Genomic DNA, 24,564 nt, shown 5'->3' on the forward strand with positions numbered 1-24,564 from the left:
GGCCAAGCGGCCGAGGCGGGCCCGGGGATGAAAACACTGCCCCGTCTGATCGCTGGCCAGATTTTTTTGCATGCCTGCATGGCGGGCATGCGCATGGCCATCCCTTTGCTCGCGCTTAAACAGGGCTTCAGCGCCATGGCTGTCGGGGCCTTGTTGGCTTTGTTTGCCCTGACCCAAGTCTTTCTGGCTTTGCCTGCAGGGCGTTACGCCGACCGCACGGGCCTGAAAAAACCCTTGTTGCTCAGCGTGGCGATGTCCTCTGTGGGGGCGGGGCTCTCGGTGCTGTGGCCCATTTTTCCGGTCATGTGCCTCAGCGCCCTGGCCACTGGCGGGGCCACGGGCATGGCGGTGATTGCCTTGCAACGGCATGTGGGCCGTCTGGCCAAAGACCCGGCAGACCTGAAGGCCGCGTTCAGCTGGTTGTCGATTGGCCCGGCGATTTCCAACTTCTTGGGGCCGGTCCTGGCGGGTTTGCTGATCGATTACGCCGGACCCGAGCCCGCCGACCTGACTGGTTTTCGCTGGGCCTTTTTGTTGATGGCGGTGTTGCCGCTGAGCACCTGGTTTTGGGTGCGCACGGTGCCCGAGCTGCACAGCCCCCCGGCCCTTGACAACGCCGCACCGCGCCGCGCCATGGATTTGCTGGCCGAGCCCATGATGCGGCGTTTGCTGGGGGTCAACTGGCTGCTGTCTTCGTGCTGGGATGTCCACACCTTTGTGGTGCCCGTGCTGGGCCACGAGCGGGGTTTCAGCGCTTCGGTGGTGGGCACGATTTTGGGCGCATTTGCTGTCGCTGCGGCGTTCATCCGGGTGTGTTTACCCTTCATTTCGCGGCATGTCCAGGAGCACCAGATCATCACCGGGGCCATGCTGTGCACCGCGCTGCTGTTTGGCCTGTACCCCTTCATGCCCACGCCCTGGAGCATGGGCTTGTGCTCGGTCTTGCTGGGCTTGGTGCTGGGCACGGTGCAGCCCATGATCATGAGCACATTGCACCAGATCACCCCCAAGCACCGACAGGGCGAGGCGCTGGGTCTGCGATTGATGAGCATCAATGCGTCGAGCGTGCTGATGCCCATGGTCTTTGGGGCTGCGGGGGCCATTGCCGGGGTGGCCCCGGTGTTTTGGGTGGTGGGCACCGCTGTGGGCCTGGGCGCACGCGCGGCGTGGCGCTTGCGGCCTGCTTAACCCACCTTCAGCTGGTAAAACTCGCAAATCGCCTGCCACGCCGCTTCGGGTGTGTCCACATAGCGGAACAGCTTCAGGTCGTCTCTGGAAATGGTGCCTTCTTGCACCAGCACCTCCATGTCGATCAAGCGCTGCCAGAATTCGGTCCCAAACAACAAGATCGGCACCGGGCGTGATTTGCGCGTTTGCACCAGCGTCATCACTTCAAACAGCTCGTCCAGCGTGCCAAACCCGCCCGGGAACGCCACCAGGGCCTTGGCCCGCATCATGAAATGCATCTTGCGCAGCGCAAAGTAGTGGAACTTGAAGCTCAGCTCGGGGGTGACGTAAGGGTTGGGTTTTTGCTCGTGGGGCAGGGCGATGTTCAGCGCCACCGAGGGTGCCCCCGCTTCTTGTGCCCCCCGGTTGGCCGCCTCCATGATGCCGGGGCCGCCGCCTGTGCAGATGAACAACTTTTCTTCGTCGGGCATGGACGCGCAGGACTTGGCGACTTGTTGCGCAAAAATGCGGGCGTTTTCGTAATAGTGGGCGTTGCGCACCGCGGTTTCGGCCCGGGCGATGTCCTGCGCCTGACCGCTTTGCCGGGCGGCTTGCAGTTGCGCTTGGGCGCTGGCCATGTCCATGAACCGCGCACTGCCAAAGACCACCACGGTGTGTTCAATCTTGGCCTCGGCTTGCGCCAGGTCAGGTTTGAGCATCTCCAGCTGGAAACGGATGCCCCGGGTCTCGCGGCGCAGCAAAAACTCGGGGTCTGCAAAGGCCAGGCGGTGGGCTTCTGGCTCCAGCCAGTCGGCGGTGTTGGCCTCGGCTTGCAGATCGGCCCAGGCGTGGGGCAGGGAGGGGGTCAGGAGGTCTTGTCGGGATTGCATGGCGGAATTGTGCATGCACCAGACCTGCAGGCAAGACGGTGATGCCCCAACAAATCGCTTTGACCATGAAAAAAGCCCCTTGCGGGGCTTTTTGTGGTGCGGGATCGGAAGATCAGACGCGCTTGCGGTATTCGCCTGTGCGGGTATCGATCTCGATTTTGTCGCCTTGGTCCACGAACAAGGGCACGGGCACTTCCATGCCGGTGGCGATCTTGGCGGGCTTGAGTACTTTGCCCGAGGTGTCGCCTTTGACAGCGGGCTCGGTCCAGGTGATTTCGCGCACCACGGTGGTGGGCAATTCGACCGAGATGGCTTTCTCGTTGTAGAACACCACTTCGAGTTCCATGCCGTCTTCGAGGTAGTTCAGCGCGTCGCCCATGTTGGTGGCTTCGACTTCGTACTGGTTGAAGTCGGTGTCCATGCAAACGTACATCGGGTCAGCGAAGTACGAGTAGGTGCACTCTTTCTTGTCCAGAATGACCTGGTCCATCTTGTCGTCGGCGCGGAACACGACTTCGGTGCCGAAGTTGGCGATCAGGCTTTTGAGCTTCATGCGCACGGTGGACGAGCCGCGGCCACCGCGTTGGTATTCGGTGCGCAGGACGACCATGGGGTCTTTGCCGTGCATGATGACGTTGCCGACGCGGATTTCTTGAGCGGTTTTCATAGGAATTGAGTCTGAAATGAAAAGGGGTGGCTTGAAGCCAAGCCCATTATTCTAACCTGTGGGGCTCGGCTTTTGGGCTGAAGGTGCCCGCAGGCACTCAGTCCCGCGCCGTCAGGCCATGGGCCAGAGCGCCCAGCACAATGCCGCCCAAGGCCCACAGGATGTCGGTGTTGCCCGTGCCCAAGGCCGCAATCGCGGGGCCGGGGCACACGCCCGACAATCCCCAGCCCACGCCAAAAATGGCCGAGCCGATCACGGTTTGGCGGTTCCAGCTGGCCGGTTGCGTCAGGAACTGGCCGCCCAGCAGGGGGCGACTGAACCAGCGGGGAAAACCTTTGTATGCCAGCATGGCCAGGCCCGCTGCGCCGCCCATGACCAGCATCAAGCCCCAATCCTGAAAACGCAAAAAGCTCAAAACCACATCGGGCTGAACCATGGTGGCCAGCGACAGGCCAAAGCCAAACAAGGCCCCGGCGATCAGGGTGACCAGTGCCTTGGGCAGAGAAAGTGTGTGAGGGTTCAGCGGGTTCATGCCAGGCCTTTCGTGAACATTGCCATCAGGTTGGCGGTCATGAAAGCGGTGGCCATGAAGGTCAGCACCGCGCCCAGCGAAGGCAGCTGCAGCGAGCCCAGCCCGCAAATGCCGTGGCCGGATGTGCAGCCATTGCCCAAGCGGGCACCGTAGCCCACCAAAAAGCCGCCCACCAACAGCTGCCAGGCGGGCACACTGGTGTGCTGCGCTTCACCCCCCGCCAGCGTGAACCGCCAAACCAGCGCCCCCAGCACCACGCCCAAGGCGTAGACCAGCCGCCAGTGGCGGGTGTTGACGAAGCGGGCTTGCTGGAAAAACGCCCGTTTGGACACGAACGACCAACTGCTGGAAAAGACGGAACTCATGCCGCCAACCCAGCCGTTGAACAAATACAGCAGCGCCACGCCAGCGCCAATGGTCAGGCCGCCCAGCAGGTAGTGCTGCCAGCCGAGGGGGAAGAGGGTGTCAATCAAAGTCATGGGTCGGGATTATCGGGCACTCGGATCGGTTCAATCTTGCGGGCATCCAGCTTGAAGGCTTTGGGGTTCAGTAGGACCCTCAACTGCATTTGCAGGGATAGAACGACTGACAGAAATGCAGGGAATAAGGTTATAGTTTGGTTAGACAACGACTTACGATAATCAGCGATGCCCAACAAGGAGTGCCGGGTTTTAGACGGTGTCCATTTAGCTCAACTAGTCTGATTCCCCCTGTTTTCGATTCTTCACATCCTCATCACTCTCACATCATGCGCCTTATCGCTCTGTTTATTCCCCTGATCCTTGCTGCATGTGGGAACCTCAATCAAGCGACGAATGACCTGAACACGTCCTTCAATCAGTTGCTGGGCACTTACTCGGCACCACTGCTTGCCGGATCTCCCCGGCCGAGCGGGTGTTCTGAACAGAAGTGCCGTGCACTTGACGAACTTGAACGAATTGGATACGAAAAGGCCCGCCGTAAGGAAATCACATGGACACGATTGGTCGATGCGTTCTATGAAGGCCGTCGTCGCCTTTACCCAGAGTCCAACGATGGTGGCGCGGTCTACGAGTATCAGGCCTTTCAACGTGCGCTTGCAGAGCAGCTAGACGCTGGAAGAATGACAGAATCGCAGTGGGCATACTTGGTCGAGCGTAAGTCTGCCGAGATTCGAGAACGTCAGAGAACAGGTACCACAACCTGCAATACGACCAACATCGGCACAACTACGTTTCCCAACTATCAGACGATTTGCCGCTAGCCTTTAATGCGAAGATTTGCGTCATGAAACTCTGGCCTAGACGAAGTGCCGACGATCAAGATTGGTCGAGATACCTCTCGCAGGCGCCGACCTCCTCGAAGCGCCTGCTGATCGAAGAGTGCAGGAGGCGAGGAGTAATCATATTTGTTGATGATCCGACGGAAACAACAGAAGGTGTCTATTCGAACTTTCGTGCGGTCGCCTCGGAGGCGGAGCTTCAGAGGAGACTTCTCGGCAAGGCTGCGTCAACAAAGGCCACACTGGCGAACGTCATTGCAGCGTTTGCACTTGTCGTTTCGGTAGTCGCACTTATCAAGTCGTTCCAGTGAGGCCTAACACCTCGTTCAATAGGCCCGCGTAGGTATGGCGGTTACCTCAAAAGTTACTCAACACAATCCACCATCCGCGCTGCGGATGGTGCGCTCTTCAAAGGATTTCGTTGCTTTTGGGAGGACTGCCCCCATGTTATTGTCAACACATGAACTTGATTAGTTGTGTGACTAAATCAGTTTGCCCAGAAATTTGATGGCGCTTGGTTTGGGTGTTCTGGCTCCAAATCTTCAGCGTTTCGGCATTGAGCGCAGGCCATTCACCCGCTTCCATCCCGTTCCAAACTCGATGCGCCTTGCACAAGCTCTCCGGGGCCTGCATCCATTCCAAAAACGCCTCCAGCTTGGCGTGGTGGGCGTTGTCGTCTTGTGGGTAGATGTGCCAGATGAAGGGCTGGCCTGCCCATAGCGCCCGGACCAGCGAGTCTTCGCCACGCACAAAATTCAAGTCGCAGGCCCAGAGCATTTCGTCAAAGCCGTCCTGGTCGGTGTAGGGCAGGGCGCTCCAGTTCGGTGGTTCGGCCATGCCGTTCAGCGCTTGCTGCACTGCCGATAGTGGGCGGCCGGGGGTGACCAGCAGGTGGTGGGGTGTGCCCGCCAGTTGCGCCAGCAGCTGCGGCAGGGCGGCGGGTTCGTAGCAGAACAGGCTGATCAGCAGGCCGTTTGGGGCCAGGTTGGGGGCGTGTTGCTCGCGCCAGGCAGCGCGGTCAAAGCTTTGTTGACGAGCCAGCAGGTCGGTTTCGCGCAGCAGGCCGCCCGTGTCTGGGGTAAAGCCGGGGTAAAAGAAGGTCTTGGTCCAGCCCTTGGCCGGGCCGCTCATGATGGGCGAGGGCAGCTGGTGCATGCGGGGCACCCAGTCTTCGGCGCTCAGGTATTCGAGATTGATCCAGGTGGGCTGTTGGGCGTGCGTGGCCACGCCATGCGCCATAAAGGCTTCAGGGATGTCGCAGCCAAAGGCTTCGACCCAGACGTCGGCCGGGGGCAGCGCTTGCAGAGTGCTGGCTTGGCTGGCATCGGCCCACGGGCGCACTTCGATGCCTGGCTCTTGGTGGGCGGTGGGCGCCATCCAGGTCAGGGCCGAGGCGTCGTCCACCCACAGGCGCACGCGCTGGCCCGCGTCGCGCAACTGGCGCGTCAGGCGCCAGCACACGCCCAGGTCGCCGTGGTTGTCGATGACGGTGCAGAAGATGTCCCAGAGTCGGCCAGTTTGCATGCGGCGATTGTCGCTGGAGATTTCACACACATCTTTTCACAGACAATATCCGCCATGTCGAACACCCATGATGAAGTCCTGCTCGCGCAAGTTGCCGCGCTGCCCGCCTTGCCGGGGGTGTACCGCTACTTTGATGCGCAGGAGCAGCTGCTGTATGTGGGCAAGGCGCTGAACCTCAAGCGCCGGGTGTCGAGTTATTTCCAGAAGGACCACGGCGGCACCCGCATTGGCCACATGGTCAGCAAGATCACGCGCATGGAAACCACCGTGGTGCGCTCCGAGGCCGAGGCGCTGCTGCTGGAAAACAACCTCATCAAGACGCTGCACCCGCGTTTCAACATCCTGTTTCGGGACGACAAGAGTTACCCCTACCTCAAGCTCACGGGCAATGGCCGCGTGGCGCTGCCCGCTGTGGTCAAGACGCCCGAGGCGCAGCATTACCCGCGTGTGGCCTATTACCGGGGGGCGGTGGAGAAGAAACACCGTTACTTTGGGCCGTTCCCCAGCGCCTGGGCGGTCAAGGAGTCGATTCAGCTGATCCAGAAGGTGTTCAGGCTGCGCACCTGCGAGGACACGGTGTTTGCCAACCGCACCCGGCCTTGCCTGCTGTTTCAGATCAAGCGTTGCTCCGGCCCCTGTGTGAACCTGATCAGCCCCGAGGACTACAAGGCCGATGTGCAGCATGCCGAGCAGTTTTTGCGAGGCGAGACCCAAGCGCTGATGCGCGAGATGGAAGCGCGGATGATGCAGCATGCCGATAAGCTCGAATTCGAGCTGGCGGCCGAGGTGCGCAACCAGCTCACGGCGCTGTCGCGGGTCTTGCACCAGCAGTCGGTGGACACAGCAGTGGACACCGATGCCGACATTTTGGTGGCCAAGGTGCAAGGCGGCCGCGCCTGCGTGAACCTGGCCATGGTGCGCGGTGGGCGTCATTTGGGCGACCGGCCTTATTTCCCGGTGCATGTGCAGGACGCGCAGGACTTGCTGGGTCTGGAGGAAGGAGAGGCGCAGCGCCCCGTAGAGGTGCAGGTGCTCGAAGCCTTTTTGGCGCAGCACTACATCGGCGTGCCCGTGCCGCCGCTCTTGATCTTGAGCGCGGCGGTCGACAAAGCGCTGATCACGGCTTTGTCGGCGCAGTCGGGTGTGAAGATCAGCACCGTGACGCAGCCGCGCGAGCACCGCCGCGTCTGGCTGGAGATGGCCGAGAAAAACGCCGAGCTGCAACTGGCCCGCTTGCTGGCCGAAGAAGGCTCTCAGCAGGCCCGCACCCGGGCATTGGCCGAGGCGCTGGATTTGGCTCCGGACGATCTGGACCAGCTGCACATCGAGTGTTTTGACATCTCGCACACGGCGGGCGAGAACACGCAGGCGTCTTGTGTGGTGTTTCGCCAGCACAAGATGCAAAGCAGCGACTACCGGCGCTACAACATCGAGGGCATCACGCCCGGTGACGACTACGCCGCCATGCGCCAGGTGCTGATGCGCCGCTATGGCAAGCTGGCCGAGGCCTTGCGTTCGGGCGAGGGCACGGCCAAGTTGCCTGACCTGGTGTTGATCGACGGCGGCAAAGGCCAGGTGAGCATGGCCCGAGAAGTCTTCACCGACCTGGGGCTGGACCTGTCGCGCATCGTGGGCGTCGAAAAAGGCGAAGGCCGCAAGGTCGGTCTGGAAGAGCTGGTGTTTGCCGATGGCCGCGAGAAGGTCTATCTGGGCAAGGATTCGGCGGCGCTCATGCTGGTCGCGCAGATCCGCGACGAGGCGCACCGCTTTGCCATCACCGGCATGCGGGCGGCACGCGCCAAGGTGCGGGTGGGCGGCAGCAAGATTGAAGAGATTCCCGGCATCGGGCCGCGCAAACGGGCCAAGCTGCTGCAGCGCTTTGGCGGGGTGCGCGGTGTGGAAAGCGCCAGTGTCGAGGATCTGTTGAGTGTGGAAGGCATCTCCCGGGAGCTGGCCGAGGCGATTTACAACGCCTTGCACTGAGCGCACGTCATGTTGTCATGAAGCCCTTGCCCGGGCGTGCCACAATCCAAACCATGTTTTTCACGATTCCCACCCTCATGACCTGGACGCGCATTGTCGCGATCCCTTTGATCGTTGGCGTGTATTACCTGGGCAGCCTGAAGGTCGAGACGCAAAACCTGATCGCCACGGTCATGTTTGTGCTGTTTGCCATCACCGACTGGCTCGACGGCTTTTTGGCCCGCAAACTCAACCAGACTTCGGCTTTTGGCGCGTTCCTGGACCCCGTGGCTGACAAGTTCCTGGTCTGCGCCGCCTTGTTGATTCTGGTGCACATGAACCGGGTGCATGTGCTGGTGGCCCTCATCATCATTGGCCGCGAAATCGCTATTTCCTCCTTGCGCGAGTGGATGGCGCAGATCGGGGCCAGCAAAAGTGTGGCCGTGCACATGGTGGGCAAGCTCAAGACCACGGTGCAAATGGTGGCGATTCCCTTCCTGCTGTACGACGGCGTTCTGCTGGGCGTGATCGACACCCGCACTTGGGGGGCGGTGCTGATCCTCATCGCCGCCGTGCTGACCATTTGGTCGATGGTGTACTACATGCAAAAGGCCTTGCCTGAAATCCGAGCCCGCGTGAAATGAGCGGGGGCCGCGTATCTGACGCCTGGGTCCGGGCGACACCTGCTGTGTTTGTGTTGATCTGGAGCACGGGCTTCATCGTCGCCCGCTACGGCATGCCGCATTCCCCACCTTTCTCCTTTTTGGTGGTTCGGTACGTGCTGTCGATCGCCTGCTTTTTGCCCTGGATTTTTTGGGCCAAGGTGCCCTGGCCACAAAACCGCATGCAGTGGCTGCACTTGTCGGTCACGGGCATGCTCATGCATGGCGGCTACCTGGGCGGTGTGTGGGTGGCGGTCAAGGCGGGCATGGGTTCTGGCCTGTCGTCGCTGATTGTGGGGTTTCAACCAGTGCTGACGGCCATCTGGCTTTCCTACAGCCTGCGCGGATCGGGCCAGCCCGGGGTGTCTCGCCGCCAGTGGCTGGGTCTTTTGCTGGGCTTTGTCGGCCTGCTGATGGTGGTCTGGCGAAAGCTCACGCTGGGTTCGCCCATGGACCATGTGACCTCGCTCAACATGGCCTTTGCTGTGGGGGCCTTGTTCAGCATCACCATCGGCACCTTGTACCAAAAGCGGTTTGTTCAACCTTGCGATGTGCGCTCGGCCAACACGGTGCAGATCATGGCGGCCCTGGCCATCACGGTGCCCCTGGCCTTGGCCGAGACGGAGCTCATGCAGTGGAATCCAGAGCTGGTCGGCGCCATGGCGTGGTCGGTGCTGGGTTTGACGGTGGGGGGCAGTTCCTTGCTTTATGTACTGATTCAGCGGGGCGCAGCGGCTTCGGTGACCAGCCTCATGTACCTGGTGCCGCCGACAACAGCCATCATGGCGTGGCTCTTGTTTGGCGAAACCATCACGGCCGCCACCTTGGTCGGGACGGCGCTGACGGCTTTGGGCGTGAGCCTGGTCGTGCGGCCGTCACGTTCGTGAAAGCCTTTGCCACCCTTTTTGATTAAGCTGCGACCCCTTGATGTGCCCGGGCACATGTGGGCAGCGTGAGCCGTTTATTTATTCAAGCAGAAAGTGATTCCCATGACAAAGCACCGCATCGCCGTGATTCCAGGAGACGGCATTGGCAAGGAAGTGATGCCCGAGGGCTTGCGCGTGATGGACGCTGCAGCCCGTAAATTTGGCATCGACTTGCACTTTGATCACTTTGATTTTTCCAGCTGGGACTACTGCGAAAAGCACGGCCAGATGCTGCCCGACAACTGGAAAGACCAGATCGGTGGCCACGATGCCCTGTACTTTGGTGCTGTGGGCTGGCCCGACAAAATCGCTGACCATGTCTCGTTGTGGGGCTCCTTGCTGCTGTTCCGCCGCGAGTTTGACCAGTACATCAACCTGCGCCCAGCCCGCTTGATGCCCGGCATCATCGCGCCTGTGGTGCGCCGCGATGGCAGCGCACGCCAGCCTGGCGAGATCGACATGTACATCGTGCGCGAGAACACCGAAGGTGAGTACTCCAGCGTGGGCGGGCGCATGTTCCCCGGCACCGAGCGCGAAATCGTCATGCAGGAATCCATCATGACCCGCGTGGGCGTGGACCGGGTGCTGAAGTTTGCTTTTGAGCTGGCGCAGTCGCGCCCCAAGAAGCACCTGACCAGTGCCACCAAGTCCAACGGCATCGCCATCACCATGCCTTACTGGGACGAGCGTGTGGCCGAAATGGCCAAGTCGTATCCTGGCATCAACGTGGACAAGTTCCACATCGACATCCTGACGGCGCACTTTGTGCAACGCCCTGACTTTTTCGATGTGGTGGTGGCCAGCAACCTGTTTGGTGACATCCTGTCCGACCTGGGCCCCGCATGCACGGGCACCATCGGGATCGCCCCCAGCGCCAACCTGAACCCCGACCGCAAGTTCCCTTCTTTGTTCGAGCCCGTGCATGGCTCGGCCCCGGACATTGCAGGCAAAGGCATTGCCAACCCGATCGGCCAGATCTGGTGCGGCGCCATGATGCTGGAGTTCCTGGGCTACAAAGCCGCCCACGATGCGGTTTTGGGGGCCATCGAGAAGGTGCTGGCGTCGGGAAAGGACGCTCCGCGAACGCCCGATCTGGGAGGGACAGCCAAGACAGCGGATGTGGGCCGGGCGATTGCAGAGGCGCTTTGATGCCCCTTGCGACTGCCGCGGTGGTCGCTTTGGCGTTGAAAAAGGCCGCTTCGGCACATGCATGGACAGTTTTAAAGGCTAGAATTCAAGCCCACAGCCGAGTCTGTGGCCCCAATTTTCTGTCCACTGCCGGTTGCACCGGTTTGTAACTTCAAGAGGTTTCTTGTGAACAAAACAGAGCTGATCGAACACATTGCAAAACAAGCAGACCTGTCCAAGGCTGCAGCAGGCCGCGCATTGGAAGCCACCATGGGCGCTGTGCGCACCACCTTGAAAAAAGGCGGCACCGTGTCTTTGGTGGGTTTTGGCACTTTTGCGGTGGGCAAACGTGCTGCACGCACGGGCCGCAATCCACGCACAGGCGCAGCGATTAAAATCAAGTCAGCCAAAGTTCCAAAGTTCCGCCCAGGCAAGGCCCTGAAGGATGCTTTGAACTGACAACACTTTTCAGGTGGGGCGCTTAGCTCAGTTGGTAGAGCGGCTCCTTTACACGGAGTAGGTCGGCGGTTCGAGACCGTCAGCGCCCACCACCCTACAAAGTAAAGGCGAACCCAGTGTTCGCCTTTTTTCTTGATAACCCGAGACTTCAGACATGTTTGATTCCATTCGCAACAACTCAAAAATCTTGATGGGGTTGTTGTTCTTGTTGGTGATTCCGTCTTTTGTGCTGTTTGGCATCGAGGGCTACAGCCAGTTTGAAGACAAAGGTGCCGCGGTGGCCCGGGTGGACGGGCAAAAAATCACCCAGTCCGAGTGGGACGCTGTCCACCAGCAGGAAGTGGACCGCATTCGCGCATCGGTCCCCAACCTGGACCCGAAACTGCTGGACTCGGCAGAGGCGCGTTATGCGACCCTCGAAAAAATGGTCAACGACCGTCTGATTGCCCGCGCCTCTGAAAAGCAATTGCTGGTCACGAGTGATCAGCGCCTGGCCCGCTACCTACAGCAAGACCCCTCGATTGCAGGCTTGCGTGGCGCAGACGGTAAGCTGGACATGGAACGCTACCGCCAGTTGGCGGCCAGCCAAGGCATGACCCCCGAGATGCTCGAAGCCCGTGTGCGCCGTGACCTGTCCAACCAGCAGGTGTTGGCCGGTTTGCAAGCCTCGGTGTTTGCGACGCAGCGTCAGACCGATGCCGCACTGGATGCCTACTTGCAGCGCCGTGAGATTCAGGTCAAGCGCTGGAGCCCGGCAGACTTTGCCGCCAAGGTCGAGGTGTCGGATGTGGACCTGGAGCGCTATTACAAAGACCATGCAGAGCGTTTTCGTTCGGTGGAAAACGTGGACCTGGAATACCTCGTCCTGGACGTGGCGGCCCTGCAAAGCCGGATTGAATTGCCTGAGCAGGACCTGAAAACCTACTACGAGCAAAACCTGCAACGGCTCGCAGGTCAGGAGCAGCGCCGCGCCAGCCACATCCTGATCAATGCCGCGAAAGATCTGCCCGCGGCAGACAAGCAAAAAGCCCGTGCCAAGGCCGAAAGCCTGTTGGCCACCGTTCGCCAGTCACCCAAAACCTTTGCCGAGGTGGCACGCAAGAACTCGGATGACACCGGTTCGGCCGCACGCGGCGGTGATCTGGACTTTTTCGCCCGAGGCGCCATGGTCAAGCCTTTTGAAGATGCCGCCTTTGCGCTTCAAAAGGGCGACATCAGCGACATCGTGGAGTCCGACTTCGGCTACCACATCATCTTGTTGACCGATGTGAAGCTGCCCCAGGCACCGTCTTTCGAGTCCATGCGCCCGCAATTGGAAGCGGACTTGCGCAAACAGCAAGCCCAGCGCCAGTTCGCAGAATTGGCCGAAACCTTCAGCAACAGCGTGTACGAGCAGTCGGACAGTTTGACGCCCGTGGCAGAGCGGCTGAAATTGTCGGTACAAAAAGCGCAAGCGTTGACCCGCACACCACCACCCGGTGCGCAGGGCGTTTTGAGCCATCCCAAATTGTTGCAAGCCATCTTCTCTGAAGACGCGATCGCCAAACGCCGCAACACGGCTGCGGTAGAGGTGGCTCCGAACACGCTGGTCTCGGCCCGTGTGGTGAACCACCGCCCAGCGGCCGTTCGTCCTTTTGCAGAGGTCAAAGCCGATGCGCGTCAACTTCTGATTCAAGCCCAATCTGCCGAGCTGGCCAAAGCCGAAGGTCAAGCCCGACTGGCGGCCTGGAAGACCGATGCCGCTCAGGCCAACTTGGGTGAGGCGGTGACGGTTTCGCGTGATCAGGCGCCTGCATGGCCGCAAGCGGTGATCGATGCTGCTTTGCGTGCCGATCCCTCCAAAATGCCAGCCCTGTTGGGTGTGGACCTGGGCCTTCAGGGCTTTGCCGTTGTGCGTGTGAACAAAATTGTGCCGCGCCCGGAGTCGACGGCTCAACATTCCGAGCAAAGCCGCCAGCAATTTGCCCGCTTGTGGGGGCAAGCCGAGTCTCAGGCTTACCTGGCCAGTTTGAAGTCGCAATTCAAAGTTGAAATGTTGGCGCAAAAACCTAAAAAGTTGGAAGGTTCCGAGGCCGAAAAGCCCTGAGCTTCAGGCTATAATATCGATTTACGGTGGCTGTAGCTCAGTTGGTAGAGTCCAGGATTGTGATTCCTGTTGTCGTGGGTTCGAGCCCCATCAGCCACCCCAAAGTCTCCAAGGCCCTTTCGACAACGAAAGGGCCTTTTCATTTGTGCATCACTTTGTTTGTGTTGCCAAGTTGTCCTCGTTTGGGCACCGGATACCCCATGTTTATCCACAGGGTTATTCCGTGACGCCAAGCGCTGAGGGGGCTACCATTGCTTTTTGATTTGTCGGTACGCCATGTCTGCTGTTTTTTCTCCCCGCCTGAGTGAATTCCCCTCAGACCTGTCCTCTGACAGCCAAATTGCCAAATTGCGTGTTCCGCCTCACTCGATCGAGGCCGAATCGAGTGTGCTGGGTGGCTTGTTGCTGGACAACGGGGCTTGGGACCGTGTGGGTGATTTGTTGGTCGATTCCGACTTTTACCGGCACGAGCACAAGTTGATTTATGCCGCGATTGGCGCTTTGATCAATGCGTCCAAACCGGCCGATGTCATCACTGTCAGCGAGCATCTGCAAAACCAGGGCAAAACCGCCGAGACGGGCGGTTTGGGCTACCTGAACTCCCTGGCCCAGTATGTGCCCAGTGCCAGCAACATCCGCCGCTACGCCGAGATCGTGCGCGAACGCTCGATCCTGCGCAAACTGGTGTCGGCCAGCGACGAGATCGCGACCAACGCCTTCAACCCCCAGGGCAAGGCGATTGACCGCATCCTGGACGAAGCCGAGCAAAAGATCTTCAACATCGGTGAAGAAGGCTCGCGCATGAAGCAGGGCTTCCAGTCCATGGACACGCTGGTGGTGGAGCTGCTCGACCGCGTGCAGGAGATGGCCGACAACCCCAACGACATCACCGGGGTGCCTACCGGCTTTTACGACCTTGACCGCATGACATCTGGCCTGCAGCCGGGCGACATGGTGGTGCTGGCTGCACGTCCCTCCATGGGTAAAACGGCTTTTGCCATCAACATCGCCGAGCATGTGGCCTTGAACGAAGGCCTGCCGGTGGCCGTGTTCTCCATGGAAATGGGCGCATCCCAGCTGGCGGTGCGTGTGGTCGGCTCGATCGGCCGCATCGACCAGGGCCATTTGCGCACAGGCAAGCTCAGTGATGACGAGTGGCCACGCTTGACCGAAGCCATCGAGAAACTGCGCACCGTGTCTTTGCATATCGACGAAACCCCAGGGCTCACGCCCTCCGAGCTGCGGGCCAACGCCCGCCGTCTGGCGCGGCAATGCGGCAAGTTGGGTTTGATTGTGGTGGACTATTTGCAGCTGATGAGCGGCTCGGGTGGCTCGGGCGGTGATAACCGTGCGACCGAGCTGGGCGAGATTTCGCGGGGCTTGAAAATGCTGGCCAAAGAACTGCAATGTCCGGTGATTGCGCTGTCGCAGCTCAACCGCAGCGTCGAACAACGCACCGACAAACGCCCCATGATGAGCGACTTGCGTGAGTCCGGCGCCATCGAGCAGGATGCCGACATCATCATGTTCATTTACCGTGACGATTACTACAACAAGGATTCCAAAGATCCGGGTGTGGCGGAAATCATCATTGGCAAGCAGCGTAACGGCCCGACAGGCACGGTCCGGCTCACCTTCCTGAAGAATCTGACCCGTTTTGAAAGCCTGGCCTCAGGCCTCAGCGACGATTACTGAGACCCGAGGACGGGTTTTTAAAGCGCTTCGCTGGCAAAGTCGGCCAGGCGCGAGCGCTCACCCCGCGCCAGCGTGATGTGACCCCCGTGGGCCCAGCCCTTGAAGCGGTCGACCGCATAGGTCAAGCCCGACGAGCCCTCGGTCAAGTAGGGCGTATCGATCTGGGCCAGGTTGCCCATGCAGATGATCTTGGTGCCCGGGCCTGCGCGGGTGATCAAGGTTTTCATTTGCTTGGGCGTCAGGTTTTGCGCTTCGTCGATGATCACGTACTTGTTCATGAAGGTGCGACCGCGCATGAAGTTCATGCTCTTGATCTTGATGCGGCTCTTGATCAGCTCGTTGGTCGCAGCGCGACCCCATTCACCCGCATTGCCGCCGTCGCCCTTGGCCAGAAACTCCAGGTTATCGTCCAGCGCGCCCATCCATGGGCCCATTTTTTCTTCTTCGGTGCCGGGCAAAAAGCCGATGTCTTCGCCCACGCTCACGGTGGCCCGGGTCATGATGATCTCGGTGTAGCGGCGGTCATCCAGCACCTGCGTCAAACCAGCGGCCAGCGCCATCAAGGTTTTGCCTGTGCCTGCGGTGCCTGCCAGCGTGACAAAGTCGATGTCCGGATCGGTCAGCAGGTTCATCGCGAAATTTTGTTCACGGTTGCGCGTGGTGACGCCCCAGACGGCGTTCTTTTGGTGGGTGAAGTCCTTGAGGGTGCGCAGCACCGCTGTTTTGCCGCGGATTTCGGTCACGCGGGCATACAGGCTGGGCTCTCCGGGGGCCTCAAAGTACACAAACTGGTTCATGAACAAGCTGGGCACGATGGGGCCGCTGATGCGGTAATAAGTGTGCGTGCCTTGTTGCCAGCTTTCCACGGTTTTGCCGTTCTTGAGCCAGAAGTCGCTGGGCAAGGCCATGGAGCCCGGATACAACAAATCCCCGTCTTCGAGGGTCTTGTCGTTTTGGTAGTCCTCGGCCTGCAGCCCCAGCGCACGGGCCTTGACGCGCATGTTGATGTCCTTGGACACCAACACCACTTCACGGGGGGCATGCAGTTGGCCCAGCGCCTTGACCACGCCCAGGATCTGGTTGTCGGCCTTGCCTTGTGGCAACGCCAGGGGCAGGCTCAGGTCCAGTGCCTGGGTCTGGAAAAACAATTGGCCCATGGCATCGGTGTGGCCCGTCGCGCTCAGGGGGGAGCCCTTGCCCAGATCGGCCCCTTGTGCCGAGGCCAGGGTGTCCAGCGAACGGCTGGCTTGGCGCGCATTGCGGGCGACCTCGGTCATGCCTTTCTTGTGACCGTCGAGCTCTTCCAGCACGATCATCGGCAAAAAGACATCGTGCTCCTCAAAGCGGAACAGACTCATCGGGTCGTGCATCAGCACATTGGTGTCGAGCACAAAGAGTTTGCTGGGGCCGCCGGACCTGCGTTTGGGCCGGGCCGGGCTGGCCACGCGGGCAGGGGCGGCAGCAGAGCTGACCACCACAGATGGCTCGTTGTGAGGGTGGGGGGCAGCAGGTGCGCTTTTACGGCTTCGTGGTCCGCGTTTGGCTTCTGAAGCTGGCTCTGCAGCCACGGCCTGGGTCTTGGTTTCGACCTGGATCAAGCCGGTCGCGGCATCGTCCTCAGTGTGTGCGGACTCGAAGGCGGTGTGGGTCAAGCGGCTGGCGCGTTGGGTGGGAGCGGGTGGCAGTGGCATGAGCGAAGGCCTCTTGAGGGGTGAAAAATCCGGACGCTGAAAAATAAAAAGCCGCCTGGAGGCCAAGGCGGCTTTTGGTAGGGGAGAGAAGGGGGCTGACTTTCAGCGGCATGAATTCATTATGCACGAGCCGAAAGACAAAACCCGCCCGGGGGCATCACGCCACGGCAGCAGCTTTTTTCAGGTCCTTGACCGCCTTGAGCACTTCTTCCACATGCCCGGGCACTTTCAGGCCGCGCCACTCTTGCTTGAGCGTGCCGTCTGCGCCGATCAGGAAGGTGCTGCGCTCGATGCCTTTGACTTTCTTGCCATACATGATCTTGTTCTTCACCACACCGAACATGTGGCACATTTTTTCTTCGGTGTCGGCAATCAGCTCAAAAGGCAATTCCAGCTTGGCTTTGAAATCGTCGTGCGACTTCATGTTGTCACGGGACACGCCCAGAACCAAGGCACCTGCTTTGACGAAATCCTTGTACTTGTCGCGGAATTGCATGGCCTCGGTGGTGCAGCCGGGGGTGTTGTCCTTGGGGTAGAAAAACAAAACCACGGGTTGACCGAGGTGGGAGATGTTGGAAACTTTCAGGCCGCTGGTCGCGTTCGCTTCAAATTCGGGAAGGGGCTTGTTCAGAACGATCGCCATAAAACTTTGATCTCGCTTGACAGGTTGAGCGCTTGCCGCCATTGGGTGGCGTCAAATGCGCTGAAGGCATAGGCCTCGGCAACCTTCGATTTTACTCTGAATGAGGGCCTTTAGATGAGCAAGTACTTGTAAACAAGTAGGCGATGCAAATGCATGCTTTAAGCTTCCAGCAGCAAAACGACCACGACTTTTCGCCCCTCGCTGGCCAGAATGTTGTAGGTGCGGCAAGCGGCTGCGGTGTCCATGGTTTCGAGCCCAATGCCCCGCGAAATCAAAGGCGCAAGCCAGGCGGGCTGAGGAAAGCGCAGGCGCTGGCCGCTTCCAAAGATGACCAACTCGGCTCCGCTGGTGGCCAGTGGCGCGAAATCTTCTGGTTTCAGGGCTTCAAATTGGCTCACCGCCCATTTTTCAGGCACGGCGCCCTGCAGGCTGCTGACGGTCAAAGAGTGGGTGAATTTTTCACCATTGACTTCGATCCATCCGGGGCCGTAAGCGTTGATGGTGAGGCTGTTGGACTTGTCGGGTTGTAGTTTCATGGGGTCTTCGGAGCGAACGGGTGAACTTCGTGGCGATATTAGAGTCGTCGCTCGGGATGGCAGGGCTGAAACGGCGCTGAATTGTGGTCAAATTATAGGTTTTCCCCTCTCGCAACCGCCTTTGGAGGCACTTTGAAGCCCATTCAAAAATCTGCCAAGCTCGCCAACGTTTGTTATGACATCCGTGGGCCGATCATGGATCGTGCCCGTCAGATGGAAGAGGACGGGCAAAAGATCATCAAATTGAACATCGGAAATCTGGCAGTTTTCGGCTTTGATGCACCCGAAGAAATTCAGCAGGACATGATCCGCAACCTGCCCAATTCGGCGGGTTACTCCGACAGCAAAGGCATTTTTGCGGCACGCAAAGCCGTGATGCACGAGACCCAAAAGCAAGGGGTCGTGGGTGTCACGCTCGATGACATTTACCTGGGCAACGGTGCCAGCGAATTGATCGTCATGGCCACCAATGCCTTGCTGGATAACGGCGATGAACTCCTGTTGCCATCGCCCGATTACCCCTTGTGGACAGCCGCGGCCAGTTTGTCGGGCGGCTCGCCTGTGCATTACCGCTGCGAAGAGGCCAATGGCTGGATGCCGGATCTGGACGATATCCGTGCCAAAGTGACCCCGCGCACCAAGGGCATCGTGGTCATCAACCCGAATAACCCGACAGGCGCACTGTATTCCGACGACTTGCTCAAAGGCATCGTGGCCATTGCGCGTGAACATGGCTTGGTGATTTTTGCCGATGAGGTGTACGACAAGGTGTTGTACGACGGAGTGAAGCACACGCCGCTGGCCAGGTTGTCTCAGGATGTGTTGACCCTGACCTTCAATTCCTTGTCCAAAAGTTACCGCTCATGTGGTTACCGTGCGGGTTGGATGGTCATCTCGGGCGACAAGAAAAATGCCCGCGATTACATTGAGGGCCTGAACATGCTCTCGAACATGCGCCTGTGTGCCAACGTGCCGGGCCAATGGGCGATTCAGACCGCCTTGGGCGGACACCAGAGCATCAACGAATTGGTGGGTGAGGGTGGCCGCTTGCGCAAGCAACGCGATCTGGCTTATGCCCTGATCACGGCCATTCCCGGGGTGAGTTGTGTCAAGCCGCAGGCGGCGCTGTACATGTTTCCCAAGCTGGACCCGCGCATTTACCCGGTCAAGGACGACCAGGATTTCTTCTTGCAACTGCTGGAAGAAACCAAGGTCATGCTGGTTCAGGGCACCGGGTTCAACTGGCCCGATACCGACCATTTCCGCATCGTGTTCTTGCCCCATGAAGACGATTTGCGCGAGGCCATTGCCCGCGTGGCGCGTTTCCTGGAAGGTGCCCGCAAGCGCTTTGGCACCGAGGCCCTGGCGGCCTGAATTTGAAAATGAACACCCGGTTGTTTCGGGTGTAACGTCGTAAAGAAGTGAAGAAAAAATGAAACCGATCAAAGTGGGCCTGCTGGGCATTGGCACTGTGGGCAGCGGCACTTTCAATGTGCTCCAACGCAATCAGGGGGAAATCCAACGCCGTGCGGGTCGTGGCATCGAGATCACCATGGTGGCCGACCTGAACGTGGCGCGTGCCCAAGAACTGGTGGGCCATGGCGTACAGGTCGTGGCCGATGCACGCGAGGTCATTGCCAACCCGGAAATCGACATCGTGATCGAATTGATCGGTGGCTATGGTGTGGCCAAGGCGCTGGTCATGGAAGCCATTGCTGCAGGCAAGCATGTCGTCACCGCCAACAAGGCCCTGCTGGCGGTGCATGGCACCGAGATTTTCGCGGCCGCCCAGGCCAAAGGCGTGATGGTGGCTTTTGAAGCCGCCGTGGCCGGGGGCATCCCGATCATCAAGGCCCTGCGCGAAGGCCTGACGGCCAACAGCATCCAGTGGGTGGCCGGCATCATCAACGGCACGACCAACTTCATCTTGTCCGAAATGCGGGACAAAGGGCTGGACTTTGATGTGGTGCTCAAGGAAGCCCAGCGTCTGGGTTACGCCGAAGCCGACCCGACCTTTGACATCGAAGGTGTGGATGCCGCGCACAAAGTGACCTTGATGAGCGCGATCGCGTTTGGCATTCCGGTGCAGTTTGACAAGGCGTATGTGGAGGGCATCACCAAGCTGGGCGCTGCCGACATCAAGTACGCCGAGCAGTTGGGCTACCGCATCAAACTCCTGGGCATCACCAAGCGCACCGAACAGGGCATTGAGCTGCGCGTGCATCCCAGCCTGGTGCCTGCCCAGCGCCTCATTGCCAATGTGGAAGGTGCCATGAACGCCGTGATGGTGCAAGGCGATGCCGTGGGCACCACCTTGTATTACGGCAAAGGCGCAGGCTCCGAGCCCACCGCCAGCGCGGTCATCGCGGATCTAGTAGACATCACCCGTTTGCACACCGCCGACCCCCTCAACCGCGTGCCGCATCTGGCTTTCCAGCCCGGTGCCATGAGCAATTTGTCGGTGCTGCCCATGTCCGAGGTGGTGACCAGCTATTACCTGCGCTTGCGCGTGGCCGATCAGGCGGGCGTGCTGGCCAAGTTGACCGGCCTGCTGGCCCAGGCCGACATCAGCATCGACGCGGTCTTGCAGCGCGAGGCCGATCAGGTGAGCCAGGCGGGTGAAAACCAGACCGACGTGATCATCCTGACCCACGACACCCGCGAAGGCACTTTGAACGAGGTGCTGGCACAGATGCAGGCGCTGCCCACCGTGATGGCGCCGATCGTGCGCATTCGCAAGGAAGAGTTGAACTGATGCGCTACCTGTCGACCCGCGGTTACGCCGACCGCAAGCAATTTTGTGAAATCCTGCTCGAAGGTTTGGCGCCGGACGGTGGCCTGTACCTGCCGGAAAGCTATCCGCAACTCGATGATGCCGCGCTGACACGCTTGCGCGGCGTTTGGCAAAGCCAGGGCTATGCGGCTTTGGCTTTTGAGGTGCTGTCGCTCTACATCGACGACATCCCGCGCGACGAGCTGCAAGCGCTGTGTCGCAAGACCTACACCCCAGCGGTGTTTGGCACGCAAGCCATCGTGCCGCTCAAGCCTTTGCAAACCGCAGGTCAGGCCCAGCCCGACCTCTATTTAGAGGCTTTGTCCAACGGCCCGACCTTGGCCTTCAAGGACATGGCCATGCAGTTGCTGGGCAATTTGTTTGAATATGAGCTGGCACGGCGCGGCGAAGAACTCAATATTTTGGGCGCGACATCGGGCGATACCGGCAGCGCGGCCGAATACGCCATGCGCGGCAAAAAGGGTGTGCGCGTCTTCATGACCAGCCCGAACGGCCGCATGAGCCCGTTCCAGCAAGCGCAGATGTTCAGTCTGCTCGACGAAAACATCCACAACATCGCTATCGAAGGCGTGTTCGACGACTGCCAGGACATCGTCAAGGCGGTGTCCAACGATCTGGATTTCAAGCGCCGATACAAGATCGGCACGGTGAATTCCATCAACTGGGCGCGTTTGCTGGCCCAGGTGGTGTACTACTTTGCCGGGTATTTCCAGGCGACCCAGCGCAACGCACAAAAGGTCAGCTTTACGGTGCCGAGCGGCAACTTTGGCAATGTGTGCGCGGGCCATGTGGCCCGCATGATGGGCTTGCCGATTGACCGCTTGGTGGTGGCCACCAACGAAAACGATGTGCTGGACGAGTTTTTCAGCACAGGCGTTTACCGCGTGCGCGGCACCGCCGACACGCACGAAACCTCCAGCCCCTCGATGGACATCTCCAAGGCCAGCAACTTCGAGCGCTTTGTTTTCGACCTGCTGGAGCGCGATGGGACCCAAACCAAAGCCATTTTTGGCGAAGGGCTGAGCCGCCAAGGCTTCTTCGATTTGTCGGGCGATGTGCGCTTCGCCAAGGCCGCTGCGGTCTACGGCTTCGACAGCGGCCGCAGCACCCATGCCGACCGTCTCAAGACGATTCAGCAGGTGTTTGAGCGCTATGGCGTGATGATCGACACCCACACCGCCGACGGCGTGAAGGTGGCCCAAGAGCATCTGAACCCGCAGGTCCCCATGATCGTGCTGGAAACCGCTTTGCCCATCAAGTTTGCCGCCACCATCGTGGAGGCTTTGGGTCGCCAGCCCGAGCGCCCACCGCAGTTTGAAGGCATCGAAGCCTTGCCCAAGCGTGTGCAGGTCATGAAAGCCGACGTGGATTTGGTCAAGGCCTACATCTCGCAGCACTGCGACTGAAGCCGATGAGCCAGTCCCCCCGCCCACCTTTGATGTCGCTGGACGAGGCACTGGCCACGCTGCTGGCGCACATCAGCCCCTTGGCCGGCACAGAGTCGGTGGCCACCTTGGACGCCGACGGCCGCATCCTGGCGCAAGACGTGGTGTCTTCCTTGCAAGTGCCGGCCTTTGACAACGCTTCCATGGACGGCTACGCGGTGCGCAGCACCGATGTGCAGCAAGCCGGGGTGGCGTTGAAGGTGACCCAGCGCATTCCCGCTGGGCACTTCGGGCAGCCCTTGGCACCCGGGCAGGCTGCCCGCATTTTCACAGGCGCCCCGGTGCCTTCAGGTGCTGACGCCATCGTGATGCAGGAGCAAACCGAGCCGGCAGAACAGACCGACCAGGTCCGTTTTGTGGCTGCGGCCCAGCCCGGCCAGTGGATTCGCCGCAGTGGCGAAGACGTTCGTCAGGGGGATACCGTATTGAAGCGCGGTCAAAAACTGGGTCCCGCCGAGCTGGGTCTGGCGGCCAGCCTGGGTTTGGCCCACCTGCAGGTCATGAGCCGACCCAAAGTGGCCTTGTTTTCCACGGGCGACGAGTTGGTCATGCCCGGTGATGTGGCCCCTGCCGACATGCCGCCCGGGGCCATTTACAACTCCAACCGGTTTTTTTTGCGGGCTTTGCTGCACCGCCTGGGCTGCGAGGTGAGCGATCTGGGCATCGTGCCCGACCGCCGGGAAGCCACGGTGGCCGCGCTCAAGACGGCGGCCGACCACCACGACCTGATTGTGACCAGCGGCGGGGTATCGGTCGGTGAAGAAGACCATGTCAAACCTGCCGTGCAGTCTTTGGGGGCCTTGTCGCTTTGGCAGATCGCGATGAAGCCGGGCAAACCCTTTGCCTATGGCCATGTGCGGCGCGAGACAGCGACGGGCCTGGCCCATTTTGTGGGTCTGCCGGGCAATCCCGTGTCGAGCTTCATGACCTTTTTGCTCTTGGTCAAGCCCTTGATCCTGGCCCTTCAGGGTGCTGAGCAGCGTGCGCCTGTCCGGATGTCCTTGCCGGCCCATTTTGAGTTGCCCAAAGCCGACAAGCGGCGTGAATTCTTGCGTGTTCGCCGCAATGCGTTGGGTGGGCTGGACCTCTTTCCCAACCAAAGCTCGGGGGTGCTGACCTCGGTGGTTTGGGGCGATGGCGTGGTGGACAACCCCGCAGGCCAAACCATTGCGCATGGGGACCTTGTGAGTTTCTGGCCATTTGCGGAGTGGTTGTCATGAAGATTCAGGTGCGTTACTTTGCCTCTCTGCGCGAAAGCATTGGGCTGGCCAGCGAGATGGTGGACACGGACAGCCAAGACGTGGCGGGCCTCAGGGCGCAGTTGATCGCGCGCGGCGGTGCCCATGCCGAATGCCTGGCCAGCCAGCGGCCCGTGCGCGTGGCGGTCAACCAGGTCATGGCCACAGATGCTGCGCCGCTCACTGCCAACGCCGAAGTGGCCTTTTTCCCGCCTGTCACCGGAGGCTAAGCCATGCCCGATCTCGTCACCGTGCAGCAAGAAGACTTCGATGTGTCGCAGGAATTGAGCGCCTTGCGGGCACAAGATTTGCGCGTGGGCGCGGTGTGCAGTTTTGTGGGCACGGTGCGCGATACCCGCGCCTTGACAGGCCAGGCGCAAGACGAGGTGCAGGTGATGGAACTGGAACATTACCCGGGCATGACCGAAAAATCGATCGAAGGCATGATCGAGCAAGCGCACCAGCGTTTCGATTTTTATGCCGCCCGCGTGGTGCATCGGGTGGGGCGCTTGCTGCCCGCCGATCAGATTGTCCTAGTGGCGGTCACTTCGGCGCACCGTGGCGAGAGCTTCAAGGCCTGCGAATTCCTGATGGACTACCTCAAGACCCAAGCTCCTTTCTGGAAAAAAGAGCAAACCCCGCAAGGGGCACAGTGGGTCGATGCGCGGGTGTCCGACGATGCGGCTCTGGCCCGCTGGGGCATTGAGGGCCGCAACGCCTGAGCGGTTGCAGGCCTCAGTGTTTGTAAACCGGGGGCGTGGCCACCGTCCCCGCGCTGTCACCGTGGCTTGGGGGCGGGCTGGCCGTCATCAGGCCCCAATCGGCCTTGGCCATGCACTGGCGAATCAGGTGGATCAGCCCGTGGACCAGTGAGGCTTGCAAATTCATCTGGCAAGACTGCGTGTTGTCGCCAGTTTTCTGCTGGAACACGATCTGCAATCCGCCGCTGGCTTGCAAACTGATGTGTGCATCGGTGACCAACAGGGGCTCGCTGCCCAAAGGCAACTGCTGCACTTTGCCATCGTACGGGGTCGCAAAATCTGCAGTTTGCAAAAAAGCCTCGCGTTTGAGTTCGGTCAGCATTTGCCGGGCTGCGGGGTCTGCAACGGCCAGTTCTGGCTGCGCGGCCTCCAGGCGGCCAATCGACTGGTCCATGCCGGGCAGCAAGCGCATCACCATGCGGCGGGTCAGCCAAAAACGGAACTCCTGGGCGTCCTGGTGTTCAGGCGCAACAACAGGCGATCTTGACGTTCGTCAT

25 protein-coding genes and 2 tRNA genes are annotated in these 24,564 nt (G+C 60.2%); 18 read left to right on the forward strand and 9 right to left on the reverse strand.

Features of this window, described 5'->3' with window-relative positions; genetic code table 11:
* Positions 1 to 27 precede the first annotated feature (27 nt).
* Positions 28 to 1,188 carry an MFS transporter gene (locus B9Z34_RS00900; protein WP_108426208.1) on the forward strand — a complete coding sequence of 387 codons (1,161 nt, stop codon included), beginning with the start codon at positions 28 to 30 and terminating at the stop codon, positions 1,186 to 1,188.
* Here the strand turns inward: B9Z34_RS00900 and B9Z34_RS00905 are convergent.
* From B9Z34_RS00905 to B9Z34_RS00920, 4 genes are all read right to left on the reverse strand, one after another.
* Positions 1,185 to 2,057, reverse strand: coding sequence for a TIGR00730 family Rossman fold protein (locus B9Z34_RS00905; RefSeq protein WP_108426840.1), 873 nt, complete (start codon positions 2,055 to 2,057; stop codon positions 1,185 to 1,187). The two genes, B9Z34_RS00900 and B9Z34_RS00905, sit on opposite strands and share 4 nt — an antisense overlap.
* Before the next feature lie 112 nt (positions 2,058 to 2,169).
* Entirely contained in the window at positions 2,170 to 2,724 is a 555-nt protein-coding gene (efp, locus tag B9Z34_RS00910) for an elongation factor P (RefSeq protein ID WP_108426209.1), read from the reverse strand.
* Between the two features lie 97 nt (positions 2,725 to 2,821).
* On the reverse strand, positions 2,822 to 3,256 hold the full coding sequence (locus tag B9Z34_RS00915) for a DUF6691 family protein (protein ID WP_108426210.1): 435 nt from the start codon (positions 3,254 to 3,256) through the stop codon (positions 2,822 to 2,824).
* Complete coding sequence (locus B9Z34_RS00920) at positions 3,253 to 3,735, reverse strand: YeeE/YedE family protein (RefSeq protein WP_108426211.1); 483 nt, start codon at positions 3,733 to 3,735, stop codon at positions 3,253 to 3,255. Before B9Z34_RS00920 ends, B9Z34_RS00915 begins: the two co-directional genes overlap by 4 nt.
* A gap of 269 nt (positions 3,736 to 4,004) precedes the next feature.
* On the opposite strand from B9Z34_RS00920, the gene B9Z34_RS14430 reads away from it, so the two are divergent.
* Both B9Z34_RS14430 and B9Z34_RS00930 read left to right on the forward strand, forming a co-directional pair.
* Complete coding sequence (locus B9Z34_RS14430; protein WP_146179607.1) at positions 4,005 to 4,499, forward strand: hypothetical protein; 495 nt, start codon at positions 4,005 to 4,007, stop codon at positions 4,497 to 4,499.
* Between the two features lie 23 nt (positions 4,500 to 4,522).
* Positions 4,523 to 4,828, forward strand: a complete 306-nt coding sequence (locus B9Z34_RS00930) for a hypothetical protein (protein WP_108426213.1) — start codon at positions 4,523 to 4,525, stop codon at positions 4,826 to 4,828.
* A 142-nt stretch (positions 4,829 to 4,970) separates the two neighbouring features.
* Here the strand turns inward: B9Z34_RS00930 and earP are convergent, their stop codons facing one another.
* Positions 4,971 to 6,041 (reverse strand): elongation factor P maturation arginine rhamnosyltransferase EarP, encoded by a 1,071-nt coding sequence (earP, locus tag B9Z34_RS00935; protein ID WP_108426841.1) that lies wholly within the window; start codon positions 6,039 to 6,041, stop codon positions 4,971 to 4,973.
* Between the two features lie 54 nt (positions 6,042 to 6,095).
* On the opposite strand from earP, the gene uvrC reads away from it, so the two are divergent.
* From uvrC to dnaB, 9 genes are all read left to right on the forward strand, one after another.
* Positions 6,096 to 8,024 carry an excinuclease ABC subunit UvrC gene (gene uvrC / locus B9Z34_RS00940; RefSeq protein WP_108426214.1) on the forward strand — a complete coding sequence of 643 codons (1,929 nt, stop codon included), beginning with the start codon at positions 6,096 to 6,098 and terminating at the stop codon, positions 8,022 to 8,024.
* A 53-nt stretch (positions 8,025 to 8,077) separates the two neighbouring features.
* On the forward strand, positions 8,078 to 8,647 hold the full coding sequence (gene pgsA, locus B9Z34_RS00945; RefSeq protein WP_108426842.1) for a CDP-diacylglycerol--glycerol-3-phosphate 3-phosphatidyltransferase: 570 nt from the start codon (positions 8,078 to 8,080) through the stop codon (positions 8,645 to 8,647).
* Positions 8,644 to 9,552 (forward strand): DMT family transporter, encoded by a 909-nt coding sequence (locus tag B9Z34_RS00950; RefSeq protein WP_108426215.1) that lies wholly within the window; start codon positions 8,644 to 8,646, stop codon positions 9,550 to 9,552. The genes pgsA and B9Z34_RS00950 overlap by 4 nt, the downstream gene beginning before the upstream one ends.
* A 102-nt stretch (positions 9,553 to 9,654) precedes the next feature.
* Positions 9,655 to 10,740, forward strand: a complete 1,086-nt coding sequence (locus B9Z34_RS00955) for a tartrate dehydrogenase (protein WP_108426216.1) — start codon at positions 9,655 to 9,657, stop codon at positions 10,738 to 10,740.
* A gap of 165 nt (positions 10,741 to 10,905) precedes the next feature.
* A complete protein-coding gene (locus B9Z34_RS00960; RefSeq protein WP_108426217.1) occupies positions 10,906 to 11,178 on the forward strand; it encodes an HU family DNA-binding protein in 273 nt (90 codons plus the stop codon).
* A gap of 16 nt (positions 11,179 to 11,194) precedes the next feature.
* Positions 11,195 to 11,270, forward strand: a tRNA-Val gene (locus tag B9Z34_RS00965).
* A gap of 62 nt (positions 11,271 to 11,332) precedes the next feature.
* Complete coding sequence (locus B9Z34_RS00970; RefSeq protein ID WP_108426218.1) at positions 11,333 to 13,264, forward strand: SurA N-terminal domain-containing protein; 1,932 nt, start codon at positions 11,333 to 11,335, stop codon at positions 13,262 to 13,264.
* 26 nt (positions 13,265 to 13,290) lie between these two features.
* Positions 13,291 to 13,366: transfer RNA gene (locus tag B9Z34_RS00975), tRNA-His, on the forward strand.
* 174 nt (positions 13,367 to 13,540) lie between these two features.
* Entirely contained in the window at positions 13,541 to 14,959 is a 1,419-nt protein-coding gene (gene dnaB, locus B9Z34_RS00980; RefSeq protein ID WP_108426219.1) for a replicative DNA helicase, read from the forward strand.
* 17 nt (positions 14,960 to 14,976) lie between these two features.
* Here dnaB and B9Z34_RS00985 read toward each other — a convergent pair whose 3' ends face one another.
* From B9Z34_RS00985 to B9Z34_RS00995, 3 genes are all read right to left on the reverse strand, one after another.
* Positions 14,977 to 16,650 carry a PhoH family protein gene (locus B9Z34_RS00985; RefSeq protein WP_108426220.1) on the reverse strand — a complete coding sequence of 558 codons (1,674 nt, stop codon included), beginning with the start codon at positions 16,648 to 16,650 and terminating at the stop codon, positions 14,977 to 14,979.
* 157 nt (positions 16,651 to 16,807) lie between these two features.
* The gene (locus tag B9Z34_RS00990; RefSeq protein ID WP_108426221.1) at positions 16,808 to 17,293 is read right to left on the reverse strand and encodes a peroxiredoxin; all 486 of its coding nucleotides are present in this window, start codon (positions 17,291 to 17,293) and stop codon (positions 16,808 to 16,810) included.
* 158 nt (positions 17,294 to 17,451) lie between these two features.
* Positions 17,452 to 17,829 carry an Mth938-like domain-containing protein gene (locus tag B9Z34_RS00995; RefSeq protein WP_108426222.1) on the reverse strand — a complete coding sequence of 126 codons (378 nt, stop codon included), beginning with the start codon at positions 17,827 to 17,829 and terminating at the stop codon, positions 17,452 to 17,454.
* A gap of 132 nt (positions 17,830 to 17,961) precedes the next feature.
* Here B9Z34_RS00995 and B9Z34_RS01000 point away from each other — a divergent pair, with 132 nt between their 5' ends.
* The 6 genes from B9Z34_RS01000 to B9Z34_RS01025 are packed head-to-tail and all read left to right on the forward strand — an operon-like array spanning position 17,962 to position 24,028.
* Positions 17,962 to 19,203 (forward strand): pyridoxal phosphate-dependent aminotransferase, encoded by a 1,242-nt coding sequence (locus B9Z34_RS01000; RefSeq protein ID WP_108426223.1) that lies wholly within the window; start codon positions 17,962 to 17,964, stop codon positions 19,201 to 19,203.
* 58 nt (positions 19,204 to 19,261) lie between these two features.
* Positions 19,262 to 20,584: a homoserine dehydrogenase gene (locus tag B9Z34_RS01005; protein ID WP_108426224.1), complete on the forward strand. Its 1,323-nt coding sequence runs from the start codon at positions 19,262 to 19,264 to the stop codon at positions 20,582 to 20,584.
* Positions 20,584 to 22,029, forward strand: a complete 1,446-nt coding sequence (gene thrC, locus B9Z34_RS01010; protein WP_108426225.1) for a threonine synthase — start codon at positions 20,584 to 20,586, stop codon at positions 22,027 to 22,029. The genes B9Z34_RS01005 and thrC overlap by 1 nt, the downstream gene beginning before the upstream one ends.
* A 5-nt stretch (positions 22,030 to 22,034) precedes the next feature.
* Positions 22,035 to 23,288, forward strand: coding sequence for a gephyrin-like molybdotransferase Glp (gene glp / locus B9Z34_RS01015; protein ID WP_108426226.1), 1,254 nt, complete (start codon positions 22,035 to 22,037; stop codon positions 23,286 to 23,288).
* Positions 23,285 to 23,536 carry a molybdopterin converting factor subunit 1 gene (gene moaD, locus B9Z34_RS01020; RefSeq protein WP_108426227.1) on the forward strand — a complete coding sequence of 84 codons (252 nt, stop codon included), beginning with the start codon at positions 23,285 to 23,287 and terminating at the stop codon, positions 23,534 to 23,536. Before glp ends, moaD begins: the two co-directional genes overlap by 4 nt.
* 3 nt (positions 23,537 to 23,539) lie before the next feature.
* On the forward strand, positions 23,540 to 24,028 hold the full coding sequence (locus tag B9Z34_RS01025; RefSeq protein WP_108426228.1) for a molybdenum cofactor biosynthesis protein MoaE: 489 nt from the start codon (positions 23,540 to 23,542) through the stop codon (positions 24,026 to 24,028).
* Positions 24,029 to 24,041: 13 nt separating this feature from the next.
* Here the strand turns inward: B9Z34_RS01025 and B9Z34_RS01030 are convergent, their stop codons facing one another.
* Positions 24,042 to 24,485, reverse strand: coding sequence for a hypothetical protein (locus B9Z34_RS01030; protein WP_199220038.1), 444 nt, complete (start codon positions 24,483 to 24,485; stop codon positions 24,042 to 24,044).
* Between the last annotated feature and the right edge of the window lie 79 nt (positions 24,486 to 24,564).

The sequence above is a fragment of the Limnohabitans sp. Hippo3 genome (assembly GCF_003063665.1).
In the GTDB taxonomy this organism is placed as follows: domain Bacteria; phylum Pseudomonadota; class Gammaproteobacteria; order Burkholderiales; family Burkholderiaceae_C; genus Limnohabitans_A.